This window comes from Nonomuraea jabiensis, from assembly GCF_014204795.1.
Classification (GTDB): Bacteria; Actinomycetota; Actinomycetes; order Streptosporangiales; family Streptosporangiaceae; genus Nonomuraea; species Nonomuraea jabiensis.
Genome location: NZ_JACHMB010000001.1, coordinates 5,541,629 through 5,561,790 on the forward strand (window position 1 = coordinate 5,541,629; position 20,162 = coordinate 5,561,790).

The following is a 20,162-nucleotide window of genomic DNA, read 5'->3' on the forward strand; positions in this document are numbered from 1 at the left end:
CCCATGAGCGACTGTGCCCCCTCCCATGAGTGACCCGCACCGGCCACCGGCGCCCCAATCCGGGGGCGCCCGGCCCGCCCCTCCCCCCTCCCGGGGCCGCGACCTGGCCCGCTCGGCCGCGGACGGCTGGCCATCGGTCGACGAGTGGCGCGAGCACCGCACCCGCCAACGCGCCTCGGCCGAGAGCGAGGCCGCCACAGACAAGGAAGGAAACCGCGACAACCCCACCCCCACAGCCGCCCAGCACGCCACCGCCACCGGCGACCAGCACGACAAGCGCTCTGCCATAGACGGGCAGCACGACAACCCCACCGCCACAGGCGAATGGGACGATGAGCGTGCTGCCACAGACGGGCAGGACGATGGGCGCATCGCCACTGACGGGCAGCTCGATGAGCGCGCTGCCACAGACGGCCAGCACGACCAACGCACTGCCACAGACACGCAGCTCGATGAGCGCGCTGCCACGGACGGGCAGGACGCCGTGCATGCCGTCACGGGGGAGCCGGACGACATCCGTACCTCCATAGGTGGACAGGACGGCGTCCGCAACGACGATCATGTGACCACCGGCATCCGGGAGGCCACAGGCAACCTCTACCGGGAACGCACCGGCAGACACCCCTTCTTCGGGGACGACCCCGGCGATCAGGACGGCCCCCGCATCACCGCCGACACCCAGGCCCGCTCAGCCAGTCAGCACGATTCCCGCACAACCGCCGACACTCAAGCCCGCTCAGACGACGGGTACGACTCCCGCACAACCGCCGAGGCCCAGGCCCGCTCAGCCAGTCAGCACGATTCCCGCACAACCGCCGACACTCAAGCCCGCTCAGACGACGGGTACGACTCCCGCACAACCGCCGAGGCCCAGGCCCGCGCGAATGATCAGAGTGCACCCCGGATCACTGCGGAGGGCCAGCCCCTCGCAGACGATCAGCAGGATTCGCGCAACGACACCCAGGCTGGCCCAGACGCTGAGGCAGCCGGGCACCCCGGCGACGGTGACTCCGCTGACGCCGACCCGAGTCCTGCCGGCGCCGACCGGAGGGAATCGGACGGCGGATGGGTCACCACGCAGGTCTCGCATTCCGCCGACGAAGCCCTGCCTGCCGTGCTTGCCGGTCGGGGAGACGGCGGGTGGCACTCCGAAGTGCTCGCGGGCAGCAGCTGGTTCTCGGCCGAACAGCCGGACGACGGCGAAACCGGTAGGAAACGATCGGGCAGAGGGCGCCGATCCGCCCGCTCCAACGGACGAACCGGGCGAAATACCCGCGAGCGCGGCTGGCCATCCGAAGAACCGGACGCCGAAGGCCGTCCCGAAACCCGCCAAGACAGCGGGCCCTCCGCCGAAGCTGCGCAGCATGGCCACGACTTCGCCAGGGCGGCGCAGGACGGTGTTGATTCCGCTTGGTCTCGGAGATCAGGCGGATCCGGGCGGCGAGGGGGGAGGTCTCGCGGATCTGGGCTGAGTGGTGAGGGCTTTGGCGGAGGTGGGCAGGACGCTGATCCGGAGTCGGTGGCGCGGGCTATTTGTCTTCGTCTGCTCACTATGGCGCCCAAGACGCGGGCTCAGCTTGCCGAGGCGCTCCGGAAACGTGATGTGCCCGACGAAGCTGCCGAAGCGGTCCTCAGTCGCTTCTCCGAGCTGGGGCTGATCAACGACGAGGCGTTCGCTGCGGCCTGGGTCGACTCGCGACACCACGGGCGGGGGCTGGCCAAGCGTGCCTTGGCCGCTGAGCTACGTCATCGCGGCGTGGACACCGACACGGTCAAGGAGGCAGTCGAGCGGCTGGATCCGGACCAGGAGGCGGAGACGGCGCGGCGGCTGGTGGAGCGCAAGCTCGCCTCGACCCGGTCGCTCGACCCGCAGACCCGCACGCGGCGGCTGGCGGGCATGCTGGCACGCAAGGGGTACCCGTCGGGGCTGGCTTTCCGCGTCATCCGCGAGGCGCTTGAGCAGGAGGGGATCGAGATGGATGAGGACTTTCCGTAACATCTCGTGCTCCACGGCGGGTCTCGGATCCACGGCTGGCCTCGGCTCCGCGGCTCGTCCCTGCTCCACGGCGGGTCTCGGATCCACGGCGGGTCTCGGATCCACGGCGGGTCTCGGCTCCACGGCTCGCCTCGGCTCCGCGGCTCGTCCCTGCTCCACGGCGGGTCTCGGCTCCACGGCTCCCCCCGGCTTCACGGCTCGCCTCGGGCTTCACGGCGGGTCTCGGCGCCACGGCTCGCCTTACCTTCGCGGCTCCGCGGGTGGCTCCGGCTCCTCGGCTGGTTCCGGATCCAGGCTCTCTCCAACGGCCCGGAGGAAAGGCGCTGGGGTGGTGGTCGGCCGCTTCTCTCCTACAACGCCCGCAGCTACGACCGATGGCCGAAGGGCCCCACCGGGTCGCGATGAACTGGCCTGGCTCTGCCCATCGTGATGAATGAGCACAGCCCCGTGGCCAGCTTCCGTGGTTAGCCCAACCCCGTGGCCAGCTCCCGTGGGTAGCCTCGTGGTCGGCTCCCGTGGGTCGTCGGCTTCCGTGGGTCGTCAGGTTTCCGAGGCTCGTCGGGCTTTCGTGGGTCGTCGGGGTTCCGTGGGTTCACGCGTTCTGGGGCTCCCTTGTTCTGTGGGGCCCGCGCTCCACGGTTTCCTGGGGCCACCTGCGGCTCCCCGCGTTTTTACTGGGTTGCCCCGTTGTGTGGCTCGTCTCGTTGTGTGGCTCGCGCGTTCGGGGGGCTTGTCGCGTTGTGTGGATCTGGGGGTCTCTGGGGCGGGGGTTTTCGTCGGATTGCTAGGGCTGCATGTGCTCATGCAGCTGCATCTGCGAATGCTGCAGGGATTGCGGGTGCATATGCGGATGCGGGTGCTTTTGCACTCGCACAGGGTCCCTTGTCCATGCGCGTCCCCTGTCTTGCCTGTAGGTGTCGGTAGAGATGCAGGCCCGTAAGACACGCTTGATGACGCGTTTGCTTGCTCGTGACCTGTTCGACGCATAACCTCGACGGCAGTGAGGAGTTACTCCGCGCAGTGCGGATTGCCATACCGGTGAATGACGGACGAACGAGGCTGGTTGATCTAGGCGGGCGAGGTGTCGGCTTTGCGAGTCGACGCCCGGTCAGCCTTGGCTGTATATCGATCCAGACGCCGACCGGGCTATTCGTGGCGCGCTTGTGACCCCTCCCGTTTGTGGCCGCGTTATGAGGTGTTGACGACGCGAGGAGGGCGGGGCGCACATGGGGCCGCTTGTCGTGGTGCTGATGGTGGCGGTGCTCGTGCTCGCGTTCGGGATGATCGTCGCGCTTCTCGTCGTCATAAGGCGCACCTCGAGCAGTCTGCCACGCGTGTCCAAGGCCACTCCCGAGCAGCAGCAAGCCGTACACGAGGAGCTTGAGCAGGCGCGGGAGGAGGCGCGGGAGATCCGGCACAAGGCCGAGACCGACGCCCAGGAGATTCTGCGCAGGTCGGAGGCCGCGGCCGAGAGCGCGGCGCAGATGCGGCGGGAGGTCGAGGAGGAGAGCCGGATACTCAAGTCCGAGCTCAAGGCGCTGCGCGCCGACCTGGAGCGCCGGGAGGCCCGGCTGGCCGAGCGGGAGCAGCGGCTGGACGAGGAGGCCAGGCGGCAGTCCGAGCGGGACAGGAAGCTGGCCGAGACCGAGGTCGAGCTGGCCGACCGGCGCGAGGAGCTGCTGCAGGTCGAGGAGGAGCGGCGGGCCATCCTCGAACGGGTCGCCGGGCTGACCGGCGACCAGGCCAAGGCCGAGCTGGTCAAGGAGATCGAGAACCAGGCCAAGCGCGAGGCCGCGCTGATCGTCCGGGAGATCGAGAGCGATGCCCGCAAGGAGGGCGAGAAGCGGGCCACCAAGATCGTGACGCTGGCCGTGCAGCGGGTGGCGGCGGAGCAGACAGCGGAGTCGGTCGTCAGCGTGCTGCATCTGCCCGGAGACGAGATGAAGGGCCGGATCATCGGGCGCGAAGGGCGAAACATTCGGGCCTTCGAGTCCACGACCGGCGTGAATCTCATCATCGACGACACCCCTGAGGCCGTGCTGCTGTCGTGTTTCGATCCCGTGCGCCGGGAGACGGCCCGGCTGACGCTGGAGAAGCTCGTGCTGGACGGGCGCATCCACCCGCAGCGCATCGAGGAGGCGCACGATCGCAGCCGCCAGGAGGTGCAGGATCTGTGCGCGCGGGCCGGCGAGGACGCCCTGGTCGAGCTGGGGATCACCGACATGCATCCCGAGCTGACGCTGCTGCTCGGGCAGCTCAGGTATCGGACGTCGTACGGGCAGAACGTGCTCAAGCACCTGATCGAGTCCGCGCACATCGCCGGGATCATGGCCGCCGAGCTGAGGCTGAACCAGGCGCTCATGAAGCGCTGCGCCCTCCTCCACGACATCGGCAAGGCGCTCACGCACGAGGTCGAGGGCAGCCACGCGCTGATCGGGGCGGAGATCGCCCGCAGGTACGGCGAGGAGGAGGACGTGGTGCACGCCATCGAGGCGCACCACAACGAGGTCGAGGTGCGTACCGTCGAAGCGGTTCTCACGCAGGCCGCCGACGCGATCAGCGGCAGCCGTCCGGGCGCCCGCCGCGAGTCCCTGGAGGCGTACGTCAAGCGGCTGGAGCGGCTGGAGGAGATCGCGCAGTCGTACGAGGGCGTGGAGAAGGTCTTCGCCATGCAGGCCGGGCGGGAGATCCGGGTCATGGTCAAGCCGGATGCGATCGATGACATCCAGGCGCAGGTGATCGCCCGTGATGTGGCCAAGCAGGTGGAGGAGGAGCTGACGTATCCGGGGCAGATCCGCATCACCGTGGTGAGGGAGTCCCGGGCCACCGAGTTCGCGAGGTAGGCCGGGCCCCCGTCGCCGGTGCCGGTCTGGAACACTGCGGCGGGTGCACGGCTCGACCGTCGTTCGTGGAGGGCCGGCGGGAGTGGAGGGCCGGCGGGAGTGGAGGGCCAGCGGGTCGGCGGGTCGGCGGGTGTGGTGGGTCAGCGGGTCGGCGGGCAGCGGGGGCGGAGGGCCAGCGGGGGTGGAGGGCCGGCGGGCGTGGGGGTGCCTGAGGGAGGCTGAGGCGCCGGGGTACGCCCGCCGGGGTCTGACAATCGGGCGAGCGTCAGGCCAGGCGGATGCGGGGGTCGAGGAGTCCGTACGCCACGTCCACCAGCAAGTTCGCCACCACCACCGCGGTCGTCGCCAGCGTGACCACGCCCATGATCACGGGCAGGTCGCCGCTGACGAACGCCTGCACCACCGCCTGCCCCACGCCGCCCAGCCCGAAGACCGACTCCGTCACCACCACCCCGCCGATGAGCGTGCCGACGTCCACCCCGAGCTGCGTCACCACCGGTGTGAGCGCCGCCCGCAGGCCGTGCCGGTAGATCACGCGCCGCTCCGGCACCCCCTTGGCCCGGGCCGTGCGGATGTAGTCCTCGCCGAGCACGTCCAGCATGGAGCCGCGGGTGAGCCGGGCGTACGACGCCGCCTGGACCGTGGCCAGCGTGATCCACGGCAGGATCAGGTGACGGGCCCATTCGGCGGGGTTCTGCGAGAACGGCACGTACGAGTCGGGCGGCAGGACGGGCACTCCCGCCATGGTGAGCTGGAAGAACAGGAAGTACAGCAGCAGCAGGCCCACCACGAAGGTCGGCATGGAGACCCCGGCCAGCGCCAGCAGCGTCAGGCCGCGATCCACCAGCGACCGGGCCCGGGTGGCGCTGAGCACCCCCGCGCCTACGCCGAGCGTGAACCACAGCGCCGCGCCCCCCAGCACCAGCGAGAACGTCGGCGGGAAGTCGGCGGCCAGCAGCTTGCCGACCGATTCGCCGGAGAAGTACGACTGGCCGAGGTCGCCGTGGAGCAGCCTGCCCAGGTAGTCCAGGTACTGGACGAGGGTGGGCCGGTCGAGGCCGAGGTTGTGGCGGATCAGCTCCACCTGCTCGGGAGTGGCCTGCCGCCCGGCCAGCGTCCTGGCGGGATCGCTCGGCGCGACGAAGAACAGCAGGAACGTCCCGAGGGTGACCAGCCAGAGCACCAGCAGGCCGAGCAGGGCCCGGCGCAGCAGGAACGCGCGTAGCATCACGCCCCCTTACGCGTACGGCGGCGGCGGCCGAACAGGCGCTCCATCCGCGGATCGATGGCGTCCCTGATCCCGTCGCCCACCAGGTTGAACGCGAGGGTGGTGACCAGCAGCGTGGCGGCCGGGAACCCCAGGTACCAGTACGCCACCCGGTAGAACCCCTGCGCCTCGCTCAGCAGGTTCCCCCACGACGGGGTGGGCGGGACGATCCCCAGCCCCAGGTACGACAGCGTCGACTCGAACACGATGGCCGCCGGCACCAGCAGCGTGGTCAGCACGATGACGGGAGCGAGCAGGTTCGGCAGGATGTCCACGAACATGATCCGGAAGTCGCCGGCCCCCATGGACCGGGCCGCCTCGACGTACTCGCGCTCCTTCACCGACAACGTCTGCCCGCGCACCACGCGGGCGATGGCCGCCCACGAGTAGAACGCGATCACCCCGATCGTGGCGGTCAGCGAGGGCCCGGCGATGGACACCACCGCGATCGCGAAGATCAGGTACGGGAACGACAGCACCACGTCCATGAGCCGCGACAGCACGGTGTCCACGACGCCGCCGTAGTATCCGGCCAGCAGCCCGACGACCACCCCGACCAGTGCCGCCAGGCCGGTGGCGACCACGCCGACGAGCAGCGAGACGCGGGCCCCGTACAGGACCCGGATGAACAGGTCGCGCCCGAGCCGGTCGGTGCCGAACCAGAACTCCCCGTTCGGCGGCACGGGCAGCCCCTGGGCCGTGATGCCGGTGTCGCGGAACTGGTCGTCGGGGCCGTGGCCGTTCCAGGCGGCGATGAGCGGCGTGGCCAGCGCCAGCGCGCACAGCAGGATGACGACCAGGCCGGAGACCATGGCGACCCGGTCGGTCCTGATCCGGCGCCAGGCGAGTTGCCAGGGCCCGCGCCCGGCTATCGCCTGGGAGGTGACGGCGCCCGGTCTGATCTCGGTGAGTGTCATACGACCACCTCAATGGGGAAGTGGCAGGCAGCGGCCCTTTCAGACGGCCCCTCGAGCTGGGGCTCCACGGACGAGCAGACCTCCTGGGCCCGCGGGCAGCGCGGATGGAACCGGCACCCGGACGGCGGATCGATCGGCGAGGGCACGTCCCCGGTGAGCACGATCCGCTGCCGCCGCTCCGCCTCGTCCGGGTCGGCCACCGCCGTGGCCGACAGGAGCGCGTTCGTGTACGGGTGCCGCGGCCGTTCGTACACCGGCTCCGCGTCCCCCAGCTCGACCACCTTGCCCAGGTACATGACCGCGATCCGGTCGCTGATGTGCCGCACCACGGACAGGTCGTGGGCGATGAACAGGTACGTCAGCCCGAACTCGGCCTGCAGGTCCTTCAGCAGGTTGAGGATCTGCGCCTGGATGGACACGTCGAGCGCCGACACCGGCTCGTCGCAGATGATCAGCCGGGGCCGCAGCGCGAGCGCCCTGGCCACCCCGATCCGCTGCCGCTGCCCGCCGGAGAACTCCGCGGGGAAGCGGTTGTAGTGCTCCGGATTGAGCCCGACCCGCTCCATCAGCTCCTGCACGGTCCGGCGGAGCCGCTCGCCGCTCATGACGCGGTGGATCACGAGCGGGTCGGCGATGATCGACCCGACCCGCCGGCGCGGGTTCAGCGAGCCGTACGGGTCCTGGAAGATGACCTGGATGTCGCGGCGGTAGGGCCGCATGCGCTTCCTGGGCAGGCTCGTGATGTCCGCGCCGTCGAACCGCACGCTGCCGGAGGTGACCGGATGCAGCCCGGCGACGCAGCGGGCGAGCGTGGACTTGCCGCAGCCGGTCTCGCCGACCAGGCCCAGCGTCTCGCCGGGGGCGAGCGCGAAGCTGACCCCGTCGACCGCTTTGACCTGCCCGACCACGTGCTTGACCAGCGCGCCCGTGGTGATGGGGTAGTGCTTGACCAGGTTCGAGACTTCGAGCAGCATCACGACTCCTTCGCCTTGAGCCGCAGCGCGTCGGCCGCCGCGCCCAGCCCGACCGCCTCGTGCGGCAGCCAACAAGCTGAGGCGTGGCTGCCCTCACCTGTGACCGTGGCCAGGGGCGGGCGTTCGGCCGAGCAGACCGGCATCGCGTACGGGCAGCGCGGGTGGAACGCGCACCCGGACGGCAGCGCGATCAGGCTGGGCGGCGAGCCGGGGATGGGCCGCAGCCGCCCGCCCCGGTCCCCGCTGCTGCCGGGGATCGACTCCAGCAGGCCCTTGGTGTACGGGTGGTGCGGCCGGTAGTAGAGCGTGCGCCGGTCGGCCCGCTCCACGGCGAGCCCGGCGTACATGACCAGCACCTCGTCGGCCATGCCCGCCACCACGCCGAGGTCGTGGGTGATGAGGATGAGCGCGATCCCGAACTCCGCCTGCACCCGTGTGATGAGCTCCAGGATCTGCGCCTGCACGGTCGCGTCGAGCGCCGTGGTCGGCTCGTCGGCCACGATCAGCTTCGGGTTGAGCGCGAGCGACATCGCGATCATCGCCCGCTGCCGCATGCCGCCGGAGAACTGGTGCGGGTAGTCGTCCACCCGGCGGTCCGGCCGGGGGATGCCGACCAGGCCGAGCAGCTCGACCGCCCGCCTCCGGGCCTCGGCGCGCGAGGTGCCCGGCCGGTGCACCCTGATCAGCTCCTCGATCTGCCAGCCCACCTTGTAGAGCGGGTGCAGGCTGGTCAGCGGGTCCTGGAAGATCACGCTGATCTCGGCGCCGCGGATGTGGCGCAGCCGTTCGCCGTCGAGTTCGAGCAGGTTGACGCCGTCGAACACGGCGCTGCCCGAGATGTCGGCCCCGGGGGTGAGCCCCAGGATGGCCTGGGTGCTCACCGTCTTGCCGCTGCCGGACTCGCCGACGATCGCCAGCGTGCGGCCGCGTTCGATGCGGAACGACAGCCCCCGCACGGCCTGCACCACGCCGTCGGACGTGGGGAAGGCCACGCGGAGGTCGGTCACCTCGAGCAGGCTCATCACGGGTTGTTGGGGTCGAGCCAGAGGTTGGTGAAGTCGTAGAGCTGGAACGCCGGCAGGTACAGGGCGTTCTGCACGCGCTTGCTCTTGTAGATCGGCGTGTTCTGGTTGTTGAGCGGCACGATCACCGCGTCACCCATGACCGCCGTGTCGACCTGGTGCCACAGCGCGGCCGCCTTCGTCTGGTCCTGCTCGGCCAGCGCCTGCTTGATCAGCGAGTCCACCTTGGGGTTGCTGTAGCAGCCGTAGTTGCTGGTGCCGGGGTTGCAGTTGGTCTCGAACAGCGGCTGGACGACCGCGCGGCCGTTGTTGCCGTACCAGTCGGGGACCCAGCCGGGCGCCGAGATGTCCCACTTGCTGGCCTTGGCGATGGACGGGTTCTGCAGGAAGGCGCCGTAGTAGTCGCCCTGCCGGACCGGCAGCCCCTTCACCGTGATGCCGCACTTCTGCAGGTCCGCCGAGTACGACTGGAAGTTGGCCGGGTGGTTGCCCGCGTTGCGGAAGGCGCCGATGAGGGTCAGCCCGTTGGGGTAGCCGGCCTCGGTGAGCAGCTGCTTGCACCTGGCCGGGTCGCCCGCGTCACCAGGGCTCGGGTACGGGTTGTACTCCTGGTATCCGATGTTGCCCGGCGGGATCGCGGTGTGCAGCGGCGTGGCCACGTCGGAGCCGCCGTAGACCTTGGCGATGGCGACCTTGCTGACCGCGTACTCGATGGCCTGGCGGACCTTGAGCTTGCCCATGGCGCCGCCGGCGTTCTTGCTCTGCAGGTTGAAGACGATGTACGGGTTGCTCACCGCGCCCGGGAAGATCGTGAAGTTGGGATCGCCGGAGCTCTTGAGCCGCGGGATCTGCGCGGTGGGCACCGGCAGGTCCCATGACAGGTCGGCGCTGCCGGCCTCGAGCTGCTGCTGCACCGCGTCCGGCTCGTTGACGCCCATCTTGACCTCGATGGCGTCCACGTACTGGTGCCTGATCGGGTCCGACTCCTGCTTCCAGGCCGGGTTCCGCTCCAGCCTGATCGACTTGGTGGCCACGTACTGGGTGATCCGGTACGGGCCGTCGGAGATCGTGTGCTGGCGGAACGTGGCGTCGTCCGGCACGTACTGGTCGTACTCCTTGGGCGCGGCCACGGAGAAGTTCAGCGCCAGGATGTTGAGGAAGTCGCTGGCGGGCTGGGTCAGCGTGAACACCAGCGTCTTGTCGTCCTTGGCCTGGACGCCCGCGATCTCGCGGGAGTTCTGGAAGCCGGCCAGCGCCGCGGCGGTGGGCTTGGCCTTGGTGAACGCCTTGGTGTACGCGTCGCAGTACGCCTTCATGCCCTTGATCGTGCTCGTGTAGTAGCCGGGCGCGCCGGAGCCCGCCACCGGGTTGCAGATGCGCTTGAAGCCGCGGACGAAGTCGCCCGCCGTCACCTCGCGCGGCGGCTGCGTGTCCCACTGCACGCCGTCACGGAGCTTGATCGTGTACGTGAGGCCGTCGGCGCTCAGGCCGCCGTTGCCCGTCGTGGGCAGTTCGGAGGCGACATCGGGGACGAGCGCGAAGCCCTTGGTGGTGTCGGACCCCTTCGCCACCCCGTTGAGCCCGAAGAGCCCGCGGGCGTACGTGCGCAGGATCCCGTTGGTGACCGTGTAGTACGAGCTGGTGGGATCGAGGTGATCGACGTCCCCGCCGCCCACGAGCCTGAGCGTGCCCCCGGAAACCGGCTGGCCGGGGGCGGCGGAGGTGGGCGGGGCGGAATTCCTGGCTCCGGTGTCCGTCTGGCAGGCGGTGGCGAACAAAGTTGCGAAGACCGCCACGGCAATGCTGAAATGGCGCATGCTGGCCATCTGGCCTCCCTCGTGCCGAGATGCGGGGCGTGCATGGCTGGCCGTGTGGGGCGTGCGCCGTGGCCGCGGAGCACGTCCCACCTTGCATGGTCACGCGCGAGGGAGCGCAATTGAAAAGCCGGTTATGCAACCGATGATGATTAGCGACTGGCAAGTAATATCGATTTGGTACGAATTCTGTTAAAGAATTACGACATTAGCTAAAAAGCTGCTGGTAGAAGGCCAATTCGGCGGCCAGCGCGGCCACCCGCGTCTCCGTGCGGCGGAAGCCGTGCGACTCGCCCTCGAACGCCAGATACGTGCACGGCACGCCGCGCTCCGACAGCGCGTCCGCGAACGCCGTCGACTGCTCGGGCGGCACCACGGGATCGTCGAGCCCCTGCAGGAGCAGCATGGGGCAGCTCACGCCGCCCACGAGGGCGAGCGGCTCGCGGGAGGCGTACACCTGCGGGTCCTCCGGCCCCACCAGCCACTCCACGTAGCGTGACTCGAAGTCGTGGGTGTGCGCCGCGAGGGGCGCGAGCGCGCTGACGCCGAAGTACGACACCCCGCCGGCGAACACGTCGGACCGGCAGCAGGCCGCCATCACGGTCCACCCGCCCGCGCTGGCCCCGCGCACCGCGATCCTGCCCGGGTCGGCCAGCCCCTCCGCGGCCAGCCACCGGGCGGCGGCGATCGTGTCGGCCACGTCCACCAGCCCCCACTGCCCCTTCAGCCGCTCGCGGTAGGCCCTGCCATAGCCGGTCGAGCCGCCGTAGTTGACGTCGAGCACGCCGATGCCGCGCGAGGTCAGGAACGCCTTCTCCAGGTCGAGCGCGGTGTCGGCGTGCGCGGTCGGCCCGCCGTGCACGAAGATCACATAGGGCGGCGTGCCGTCGGTCGCCGGACCGTACGGCGGGTAGAGGAAGGCGGGCGCGGGCGACTCGACCGCGCGTGGAACGGGCAGCAGAGCCTGCTCGGGCAGCCGCGAGAGGTCGCTCTTGAGCGCGCCGGCCACGCCGGAGGCGACGTCCACGCTGACGACCGACCGGGGGAGCGTGGGGGCGTACCCGATGCCGACCACGGACGTGCCCTCGGCGGCCAGCGCCGCGTCCCACCCGTCGTAGGGCACCTCGAGGTCGGCGAGCGTGCCCGAGCCGGGGTCCAGCACGCCCAGCCGCAGGTCGCCGCGGCCGTGCAGGACCGCGAGGCGGCCGTCGCCGAGCACGGTGTACGGGTGCCCGCCCAGCCGCCACGGCGGCAGCGTGAACTCCTCCTCGGCGGCGTGGATCGCCCGCAGCCCGTCGCCGCGCAGGCCGACCTCGTAGAGGTTCCACCAGCCGGAGCAGTCGGAGACCAGGTAGAGGCTGGAGTCGTCCTTCCAGGCCGGGGCCAGCACCGACTCGGCCGGGCCGCCCTTCACCGTCCAGGCGCCGCCGCCCGGCAGCCGGGTGACGCGCAGCTCGGTGCCGTCCCAAGGCATGCGCGGGTGGTTCCAGCAGACGTAGGCCAGGTGCCGCCCGTCAGGGGAGAGGGCGGGGGAGGCGTAGAAGTCGCTGCCGGTGGCCCACTCGTGGATCTCGCCGGCGTCCAGCGAGATCGACACGATCGCCCGGGTGACCTTGCCGTCCTCGGCGTGGTGCTCGCGGACGCACCAGACCCGGCCGTCGCGCACCAGCGGGTCCGCGTAGCGGCACCCCTCGGCCGTGATGGGTTTCGGATCGCCGTAATCGCCCAGAATGTACAGGCGCTGGTCTTTGAAGTTGGCGAAGACCACTTCGCCCCCTGGCGTGATGGCATACGGTCTTCCGCCGTACTCGTGGACTCTGGTACGCGCGCTCCACGGGGCCCGCAGCAGGTCGTGCAGGGTGCCGTCGGCGTCGCGGCGCACGATCGTGGTGCGCCCGCCCTCGTCCGGACGGTCCTCGGTCCACCAGATCCGGCCATCCTGGGCCGTGGGCCAGCCGGGGCGCACGCCGGAGGCGGCCACGTCTCTGGTCGAGATGGGGGAGGGCCAGAAAGGCATACCCGCATCCTGCCGGAAGATCGGCAACGGCGTGGGGCGGTCCCCACAGTTCAGGGGCACCCCACGGGCGCCGGCCGGTGCGACGGCAGCTTGAGCCCCGTCTTGCCGAACCACCTGCGCAGCAGCCGCGTGGCCGTGCCGTCGTGCCACATCTCGGCGACCGCCTGGTCGACGGCCTCGCAGGTGGCGGTGTCGCCCTTCTTGATGCCGACTCCCCAGGTCTCGTCGCTGACGGGGTCGTTCAGCAGCCGGAAGTGGCCCGGCTCCTGCTCGGCGAAGCCCGCCAGGACCAGGTTCTCGGTGCTGACCGCGTCGAGCCGGCCCTCGGCGAGCTTGCGTACGCAGTCGGAGTAGTTGGCCGCGGGCACCAGCCGCATGGGAAGGCTCAGCTTGCCGTTGGGCGGGGGATCGACGATCCGCCGGTACGAGTTCGAGCCCTCCGCCAGGCAGAGCCGCTTGCCCCGCAGGTCGGTCACCTTCTTGATGCTGGTGTCGTCGGCGCGGACCATCGTGTCCTGCGGGGTGACGATGTAGGGCCCGCCGAACGTCACCTTGGGCAGGCGCGACGGGGTGATGCTGTAGCTGGCGACGATGAGGTCCGCGCTGCCGTTCTGGAGCAGCGCCTCACGGGCGGAGGAGGGCGACTCCCGCCAGGTGATCTGCACCTGCCGGCCGCGGGCGAGATGGTCGACGATGTACTTGGCCACGTCCACGTCGAAGCCCTCGGGAGGGCCGTCCCCGGTCTTCAGGCCCAGGCCCGGCTGGTCCCACTTGGTGCCGACGACGACCCGGCCGGCGTTCCTGATCTTGTCCACGACGGTGGCGTAGGAGCCCGCGCCGCCGCACGCCGCGGCCAGTACCACCACGGCCGCCCCGGCGAGCGCCACCCCACGCATGGAGACAGTCTGGGGGCTGGGCAAACCGTGCGGGTGGTTCCAACAGAGAAATGGGGTGTTCTTGGAGATTTGCGGACGTACGGGCGCTGCTGCGCCCGTACGTCCGGTCACTCCACGGAACGGTCGGGGCCCAGCCCGGCGTCCTCGGTACCCTCACCCGCACCCACGCTGACCTCGGCCGAGCCCGGCGCCACGACCGGGGCGGCGGCCGTCTTACGGCTGCGCCTGCTGCGCCGCTCCAGCCACGTGGCCAGGTAGCTCAACGCCATGTTGAGCGCCACGTAGATGATCCCGATGACGATCGCCGCCGGGATGAGCGAGCCGAAGAAACGGGCCGGCAGGATCTTGAAGCCGGTGTTGAGCAGGTCGACGTAGGCGATGATGTAGCCGAGCGCGGTGTCCTTCAGCAGCACCACGAGCTGGCTGACGATCGCCGGCATCATCGCCGTGACGGCCTGCGGCAGCAGCACCAGGCGCATGACCTGGTTCTTGCGCATGCCCACCGCGAACGCCGCCTCCGACTGGCCGCGCGGCACCGCGTGCACGCCCGCCCTGACCACCTCGGCCAGCACCGAGCCGTTGTAGAGCATCAGGCCGACCACGACCGCCATGAACGAGTAGTCGCCGCTGCCGCCCACCGCCGGCGCGAGGTAGAAGATGAAGAAGATCAGCAGCAGCAGCGGGATGGCCCTGAAGACCTCGACCACCACGCCCGCCGGGACCCGGATCCAGGCGTGGTCGGAGAGCCTGGCCAGGCCGAAGACCGCGCCGAAGACCAGCGCGAGCACCGCGGCCACCGCGGCGGCCTGCAGCGTGCCGAGCAGGCCGGGGAAGATGTAGGTCTCCCACGTCTCCCACTGCAGGAACGGCTGCCAGATCTTGCCTTCCCACTGGCCCTTGGCGTCGAAGCCGCGGTAGATGCCGTACAGGACGGCGCCCACGGCCACGACGCTGATCACCGTGAGGAGGCCGTTGCGCACCCGCGCGCGCGGCCCGGGGGCGTCGAACAGGACTGTGGTGCTCATCGCGCCACCGCCAGACGCCTGGCCAGCCGGCCGGTGAGGAAGCCGATGGGCAGCGTCACGGCCATGAAGGCGGCCGCGATGCCGAGGAAGATCGGGATCGACGCGCCGACCTGGTCGAAGGCTTCCTTCATCTTGCTCGCGGCCTCGAAGGCGGCCCCGCCGGCGGTCGCCACGGTCGTGTTCTTGATCATGGCGATCATCACGCTGCCGAGCGGGGCGATGACCGTGCGGAACGCCTGCGGGAGGATGATCATCCGCAGCGACTGCATGAACGTCAGCCCGATCGCCCTGGCCGCCTCGGCCTGCCCGAGCGGCACCGTGTTGATGCCCGAGCGCAGCGCCTCGCAGACGAAGGCCGCGGTGTAGGCCGACAGGCCCATCGCGACGATCCAGAACGAGTTGGTGGTGGGCACGTCGGAGAAGACGAGCCCGAGCTGGTCGCTGAGGCCGAGCGCGGAGAAGGCCAGCACCAGCGTGAGGGGGGTGTTGCGCACTATGTTGACGTAGATCGTGCCGGCCGCGCGCAGCACCGGCGTGGGGGAAACTCTCATCGCCACCAGGACGGTGCCGAGAATGAGCGAGGCGATCGCGGCCACGAGGGAGAGCTTGATGTTCTCCAGGAACCCCAGCGCGAGGTCGGGCGCGTATCTAATCAGATCTTCCATCGTGCTCCACCGCATAGGGGAGCGGCGGCCGGTTCACCGGCCGCCGCCTCTGGTGTGATCAGCTGCAACCCTCGGCGGGCGGTGCCGTCTCCGACAACTTCAGGCCCTGGATGCCGCCGAACCACTTGTCCAGCAGCTGCTTCATGGTGCCGTTGTCCCACAGCTTCTTCACCGCGGTGTTGACGGCCTCACACGTCTTGGTGTCGCCCTTCTTCAGGCCGACGCCGTACTTCTCGTCCGTGAAGCCCTGGCCGAGCACCTTGAAGCTGCCACCGGCCGCCTGGGCCTGCTTGGCGAAGCCCGCCAGGATCAGGTCGTCGGTGGTGACGGCGTCGAGGTTGCTGCCGGTCAGCTTCTGCACGCACTCGGAGTAGTTGGCCGCGTCGACGGTGGTGGCGTCGATGTCGAGCTTGCCGTCCGGCGGCGGGTCGGTGATCCGCTTGTAGGAGTTGGAGCCGGCCGCCTTGCAGATCTTCTTGCCCTTGAGGTCCTGCGGGGCGTTGATCGCGGTGTCGTCCTTGCGGACCATCACGTCCTGGTGGGCGACGACGTAGGGGCCACCGAAGGTGACCTTGCCCTTGCGCTCCTCGGTGATGGAGTAGGTGGCGAAGATGATGTCAACGGTGCCGTTCTGGAGGAACGGCTCGCGGTTGGAGGAGGCCGACTCCTTCCATTCGATCTGCGGGTCCTTGCCGCCGTTCATCTCCTTCAGCACGGCCTTGGCCACGTCGACGTCAAAGCCCTCGGGCCCGTTGCTGCCCTTCAGGCCCAGGCTCGGCTGGTCCCATTTGGTGCCGACCACGATCGTGCCGCCGTCTTTGACCTTGTCCACAACGTTCGCGTAGGTCTTGCCCCCGCCGCCGCAAGCGGTCAGACCGGCGGCGAGTGCCGCAAGCGAGAGCACTGCTCCCGTTCGACGCATGTGCATGTGTACCTGCCTCAATGATCAGTGCGTGAGGATCTTGGAAAGAAAGTCACGCGCCCGGTCTGTCTGCGCGTTGGTGAAGAACTCGTCGGGAGTGTTCTCCTCCACGATCTGGCCGTCGGCCATGAAAACCACCCTATTGGCAGCTCTCCGGGCGAAACCCATCTCGTGAGTGACGACCATCATGGTCATCCCGTCGCGAGCCAGCCCGATCATGACATCGAGCACCTCCTGCACCATCTCGGGGTCCAGAGCGGAGGTCGGCTCGTCGAACAGGATCATCTTCGGCTCCATGGCCAGCGCCCTGGCGATGGCCACGCGCTGCTGCTGGCCGCCGGAGAGCTGGGCCGGATATTTGTCCGCCTGCGCCGCGATGCCCACGCGCTCCAGCAGCTCCATCGCCCGCTTGTTGGCCGCATCTTTAGAGACGCCGCGCACCTTGAGGGGGCCGAGCGTGACGTTGTCGCGGATGGTCTTGTGCGCGAACAGGTTGAACGACTGGAAGACCATGCCGACGTCGGAACGCAGCTTCGCCAGTGCCTTGCCCTCCTGGGGGAGCACCTGACCGTCAAAGATGATCTGGCCCTCGCTGATCGTCTCCAGACGGTTGATCGTGCGGCAGAGCGTGGACTTGCCTCCGCCCGAGGGACCGATAACGACCAGCACCTCGCCGCGGGAGACGGTCAGGTTTATGTCCTTCAGGACGTGCAGCGCCCCAAAGTATTTGTTGACGTTCTCCAACCGTACGAGTGGAGCGTCGTTACCGTTCTCCGTCATGCGTCAAACCGTAGACGCTCTCAAGAGTACTGGTCACTAACCAAGCAATACCGATCCGATCACATCATGCCATCAAGCTGGCCTTTTAGCGCAGCCGGGACTGTCCGGAGCCGGACAGCGACTACCCTTGAACGTGCCATGACTGTGACCCAGGAGGGCGCCCGCACGTATGAAGTGCGCACATACGGGTGCCAGATGAACGTCCACGACTCCGAGCGGCTGTCCGGTCTGCTGGAGGACGCCGGCTACGTGCCGGCTCCCGAGGGGGAGACCGCCGACGTGGTCGTGTTCAACACGTGCGCCGTGCGGGAGAATGCTGACAACCGCCTCTACGGCAACCTCGGCCATCTCCGGCCCGCCAAGGTGAGCAACCCGCGCATGCAGATCGCGGTGGGCGGCTGCCTGGCGCAGAAGGACCAGGGCGAGATCGTCCGCAAGGCGCCGTGGGTCGACGTGGTCTTCGGCACCCACAACATCGGCTCGCTGCCGGTGCTGCTGGAGCGGGCCCGCATCGAGGGCGAGGCGCAGGTCGAGCTGAAGGAGTCGCTGGAGGTCTTCCCCTCCACGCTGCCCACCAAGCGCGAGTCCGCCTACGCCGCCTGGGTGTCCATCTCGGTCGGCTGCAACAACACGTGCACCTTCTGCATCGTGCCGTCGCTGCGCGGCAAGGAGAAGGACCGCCGCCCCGGCGACATCCTCGCCGAGGTCCGGACGCTGGTCGACCAGGGCGTGCTCGAGGTCACGCTGCTGGGCCAGAACGTCAACACCTACGGCGTCGAGTTCGGCGACCGCCTGGCCTTCGGCAAGCTCCTGCGCTCGTGCGGCACGATCGACGGCCTGGAGCGCGTGCGCTTCACCTCGCCCCACCCGGCGGCCTTCACCGACGACGTCATCGCCGCCATGGCCGAGACGCCCAACGTCATGCACCAGCTCCACATGCCCCTGCAGTCGGGCTCCTCGCGCGTCCTGCGCGCGATGCGCCGCTCCTACCGGGCCGAGCGCTACCTCGGCATCATCGAGCGGGTGCGCGCGGCCATGCCCGACGCGGCCATCTCGACCGACATCATCGTCGGCTTCCCGGGGGAGACCGAAGAGGACTTCCAGGCCACGCTCAACGTGGTCCGCGAGAGCCGCTTCGCCAACGCCTTCACCTTCCAGTACTCCATCCGCCCCGGCACCCCGGCGGCCACCATGCCCGACCAGGTGCCCAAGGAGGTCGTGCAGGAGCGCTACGAGCGGCTCGTGGCCCTGCAGGAGGAGATCTCCTGGGAGGAGAACAAGAAGCAGGTGGGGCGCACGCTGGAGGTGCTGGTCGCCGAGGGCGAAGGCCGCAAGGACGACGCCACGCGCCGCCTTTCTGGCCGCGCCGCCGACAACCGCCTGGTCCACTTCGCGGTCGGCGCCGAGACGCCGCGGCCCGGTGACATGGTCACGGTCGAGGTCACGTACGCGGCCCCGCACCACCTGGTGGCCGACGGCGCGGCGGCGACGGTCCGGCGCACGAGGGCCGGCGACGCCTGGGAGGCCCGCCAGGGCGGCGCGAAGCCGGCGCCGGGAGTTCTGCTGGGCATGCCCACCATCGGCCGCCCGGCCCCTGCCCCCGCCGCCCCTTCCGGAGCCTGCTCGGCGCACTGAACGCCGCCCTGGGTCCCGCCGCCCCGGTCAGTGGGTGAGGCGGTTCAGGTAGGCGTAGCAGGGCTGCCGGCGGAAGTCGTGGAACGTGGCGCAGGGGTCGGCCCCTCCCGAGATCGCCGGGGGCGGGTCCGCGCGCCGGTCCGGCTCCGGGTCGGCGCGCACCTGCGGTGGTGCCTGGGGCGTGGGTGAGCTCGCCGGTGGAGGCACGGCCACCTCCCTCCGGGGTGGCGCCGAGCGCTTCGGGACCGTTCTCGCGGGCGGTGGCGGCGTGGCGATCGAGGCGGAAGGCCGGGGCATGGGGGCGATCCGGTCCGGGACGGGCGCCGGCGGGTCGCCGTAGATCGAGGCCGGCGGGCCCGGGTCGAGGGACGGTACGGCGTAGATTGAAGCCAAGGGGTCCGGGGTGATGGACGCCCCGGGGCCTCCGGGCGAGGGCACGGCCTGGATCCAGGACAGCGGCTCCAGGGTGGATTCCAGGGTGGATTCTTGGAACGATCCATGCGACTGATCCGGGGTCGGGGTCGCGGAAGAAGAATGCGATCTTGGGGTAAGCGGGCTTTTCTGATCGAATTCCGGTGGGCTTTGCGCGGGCGGTTCGGCGGAGTTGGTAAATGCCAGGAATATGCCCGTGATCGCGGTCGCGAGCACCCCGGCGACTCCGGCGACCGGTGCGAGGTGGGCGCGGCGACCTGGGTAAACGGATCCACGGGGGGACATGTCGTGATTCCTTTGTGATTGGTGTGCGAGCATTCATCCGTTGCGGCTAGTGTGGTCCATCACCCGCGGAAGCCGGTTAGCTTTCGCCGATACGACCGCAGGGAGCTGCACCACCATGCGAGATCCGATCGAGCCGGATCGTCAGGAGATCCTGTCCGGGCCCGGGGACACCCGCCTGGCGGAAAAACCCCGAAAGGGCACGAAGAAGACCATCGCCATCGCCGCCTCGGCGCTCGTCGCCGTGCTCGCGGCGGGCGGCGTCGGCTACATGCTGGCCGCGAACCCCACCGGCACCGCCCAGCCGGGCGGCGCCCGTCCCGCGCCCGCCCAGAGCACCGCGGGGAGCGAGGACCTCGGCGACGACGACGCCACCATGGGTGACGTCACCACCGACGCCCCCGAGGGCGATCCGGCGGCCGGCGCCCCCGACGACGCCCCCGACGACGGCAGCATGGGGGACGCCGCCCCCGACCTGGGCACGGGCGACGAGCCCACGGGCAGCGACCGCGGCACGGACTCCGCCCCGGGTGGCAAGCGGCCCGCCACGACGTCCCCCGCCAAACCGGGCCCCACGAAGTCGGCGCAGCCGTCCGACGGTGACAACCCGGCAGACGGTCCGGCGGGCGAGCTCAGCGGCCAGTGCTCCAAGAGCGGCTGCTGAGCCGGCCTGGT

General features: G+C 69.9%; 16 protein-coding genes. 4 read left to right on the top strand and 12 right to left on the bottom strand.

The window, feature by feature from the left end:
* Positions 1-25: 25 nt before the first annotated feature.
* Positions 26-1,996 (top strand): RecX family transcriptional regulator, encoded by a 1,971-nt coding sequence (locus HD596_RS64910; RefSeq protein ID WP_185071857.1) that lies wholly within the window; start codon positions 26-28, stop codon positions 1,994-1,996.
* Positions 1,997-3,222: 1,226 nt separating this feature from the next.
* Complete coding sequence (gene rny / locus HD596_RS25615; protein ID WP_185071858.1) at positions 3,223-4,839, top strand: ribonuclease Y; 1,617 nt, start codon at positions 3,223-3,225, stop codon at positions 4,837-4,839.
* A 265-nt stretch (positions 4,840-5,104) separates the two neighbouring features.
* On the opposite strand, the gene HD596_RS25620 is transcribed toward rny, so the two are convergent.
* The 11 genes from HD596_RS25620 to HD596_RS25670 all read right to left on the bottom strand — a co-directional run bounded on the left by HD596_RS25620 (position 5,105) and on the right by HD596_RS25670 (position 17,138).
* Positions 5,105-6,067 carry an ABC transporter permease gene (locus HD596_RS25620; protein WP_185071859.1) on the bottom strand — a complete coding sequence of 321 codons (963 nt, stop codon included), beginning with the start codon at positions 6,065-6,067 and terminating at the stop codon, positions 5,105-5,107.
* Positions 6,067-7,023, bottom strand: coding sequence for an ABC transporter permease (locus HD596_RS25625; RefSeq protein WP_185071860.1), 957 nt, complete (start codon positions 7,021-7,023; stop codon positions 6,067-6,069). The genes HD596_RS25620 and HD596_RS25625 overlap by 1 nt, the downstream gene beginning before the upstream one ends.
* Entirely contained in the window at positions 7,020-7,997 is a 978-nt protein-coding gene (locus tag HD596_RS25630; RefSeq protein WP_185071861.1) for an ABC transporter ATP-binding protein, read from the bottom strand. The genes HD596_RS25625 and HD596_RS25630 overlap by 4 nt, the downstream gene beginning before the upstream one ends.
* Positions 7,997-9,019 carry an ABC transporter ATP-binding protein gene (locus HD596_RS25635; protein ID WP_185071862.1) on the bottom strand — a complete coding sequence of 341 codons (1,023 nt, stop codon included), beginning with the start codon at positions 9,017-9,019 and terminating at the stop codon, positions 7,997-7,999. The genes HD596_RS25630 and HD596_RS25635 overlap by 1 nt, the downstream gene beginning before the upstream one ends.
* Complete coding sequence (locus HD596_RS25640; RefSeq protein ID WP_221519511.1) at positions 9,019-10,845, bottom strand: ABC transporter substrate-binding protein; 1,827 nt, start codon at positions 10,843-10,845, stop codon at positions 9,019-9,021. Before HD596_RS25640 ends, HD596_RS25635 begins: the two co-directional genes overlap by 1 nt.
* Before the next feature lie 196 nt (positions 10,846-11,041).
* Positions 11,042-12,850, bottom strand: coding sequence for a S9 family peptidase (locus HD596_RS25645; protein ID WP_185071863.1), 1,809 nt, complete (start codon positions 12,848-12,850; stop codon positions 11,042-11,044).
* A 50-nt stretch (positions 12,851-12,900) separates the two neighbouring features.
* Positions 12,901-13,746, bottom strand: coding sequence for a glutamate ABC transporter substrate-binding protein (locus HD596_RS25650; RefSeq protein ID WP_185071864.1), 846 nt, complete (start codon positions 13,744-13,746; stop codon positions 12,901-12,903).
* Between the two features lie 107 nt (positions 13,747-13,853).
* Positions 13,854-14,771, bottom strand: coding sequence for an amino acid ABC transporter permease (locus HD596_RS25655; RefSeq protein ID WP_185071865.1), 918 nt, complete (start codon positions 14,769-14,771; stop codon positions 13,854-13,856).
* The gene (locus tag HD596_RS25660; RefSeq protein ID WP_185071866.1) at positions 14,768-15,436 is read right to left on the bottom strand and encodes an amino acid ABC transporter permease; all 669 of its coding nucleotides are present in this window, start codon (positions 15,434-15,436) and stop codon (positions 14,768-14,770) included. The genes HD596_RS25655 and HD596_RS25660 overlap by 4 nt, the downstream gene beginning before the upstream one ends.
* 58 nt (positions 15,437-15,494) lie before the next feature.
* The gene (locus tag HD596_RS25665; RefSeq protein ID WP_185071867.1) at positions 15,495-16,364 is read right to left on the bottom strand and encodes a glutamate ABC transporter substrate-binding protein; all 870 of its coding nucleotides are present in this window, start codon (positions 16,362-16,364) and stop codon (positions 15,495-15,497) included.
* 18 nt (positions 16,365-16,382) lie between these two features.
* On the bottom strand, positions 16,383-17,138 hold the full coding sequence (locus tag HD596_RS25670) for an amino acid ABC transporter ATP-binding protein (RefSeq protein ID WP_185071868.1): 756 nt from the start codon (positions 17,136-17,138) through the stop codon (positions 16,383-16,385).
* A 138-nt stretch (positions 17,139-17,276) separates the two neighbouring features.
* On the opposite strand from HD596_RS25670, the gene miaB reads away from it, so the two are divergent.
* Positions 17,277-18,773, top strand: a complete 1,497-nt coding sequence (gene miaB, locus HD596_RS25675; protein ID WP_221519512.1) for a tRNA (N6-isopentenyl adenosine(37)-C2)-methylthiotransferase MiaB — start codon at positions 17,277-17,279, stop codon at positions 18,771-18,773.
* 27 nt (positions 18,774-18,800) lie between these two features.
* On the opposite strand, the gene HD596_RS25680 is transcribed toward miaB, so the two are convergent.
* Positions 18,801-19,166, bottom strand: coding sequence for a hypothetical protein (locus HD596_RS25680; RefSeq protein ID WP_185071870.1), 366 nt, complete (start codon positions 19,164-19,166; stop codon positions 18,801-18,803).
* A 439-nt stretch (positions 19,167-19,605) separates the two neighbouring features.
* Between HD596_RS25680 and HD596_RS25685 the strand changes: the two genes are divergently transcribed.
* Complete coding sequence (locus HD596_RS25685; RefSeq protein WP_185071871.1) at positions 19,606-20,151, top strand: hypothetical protein; 546 nt, start codon at positions 19,606-19,608, stop codon at positions 20,149-20,151.
* Positions 20,152-20,162 lie beyond the last annotated feature (11 nt).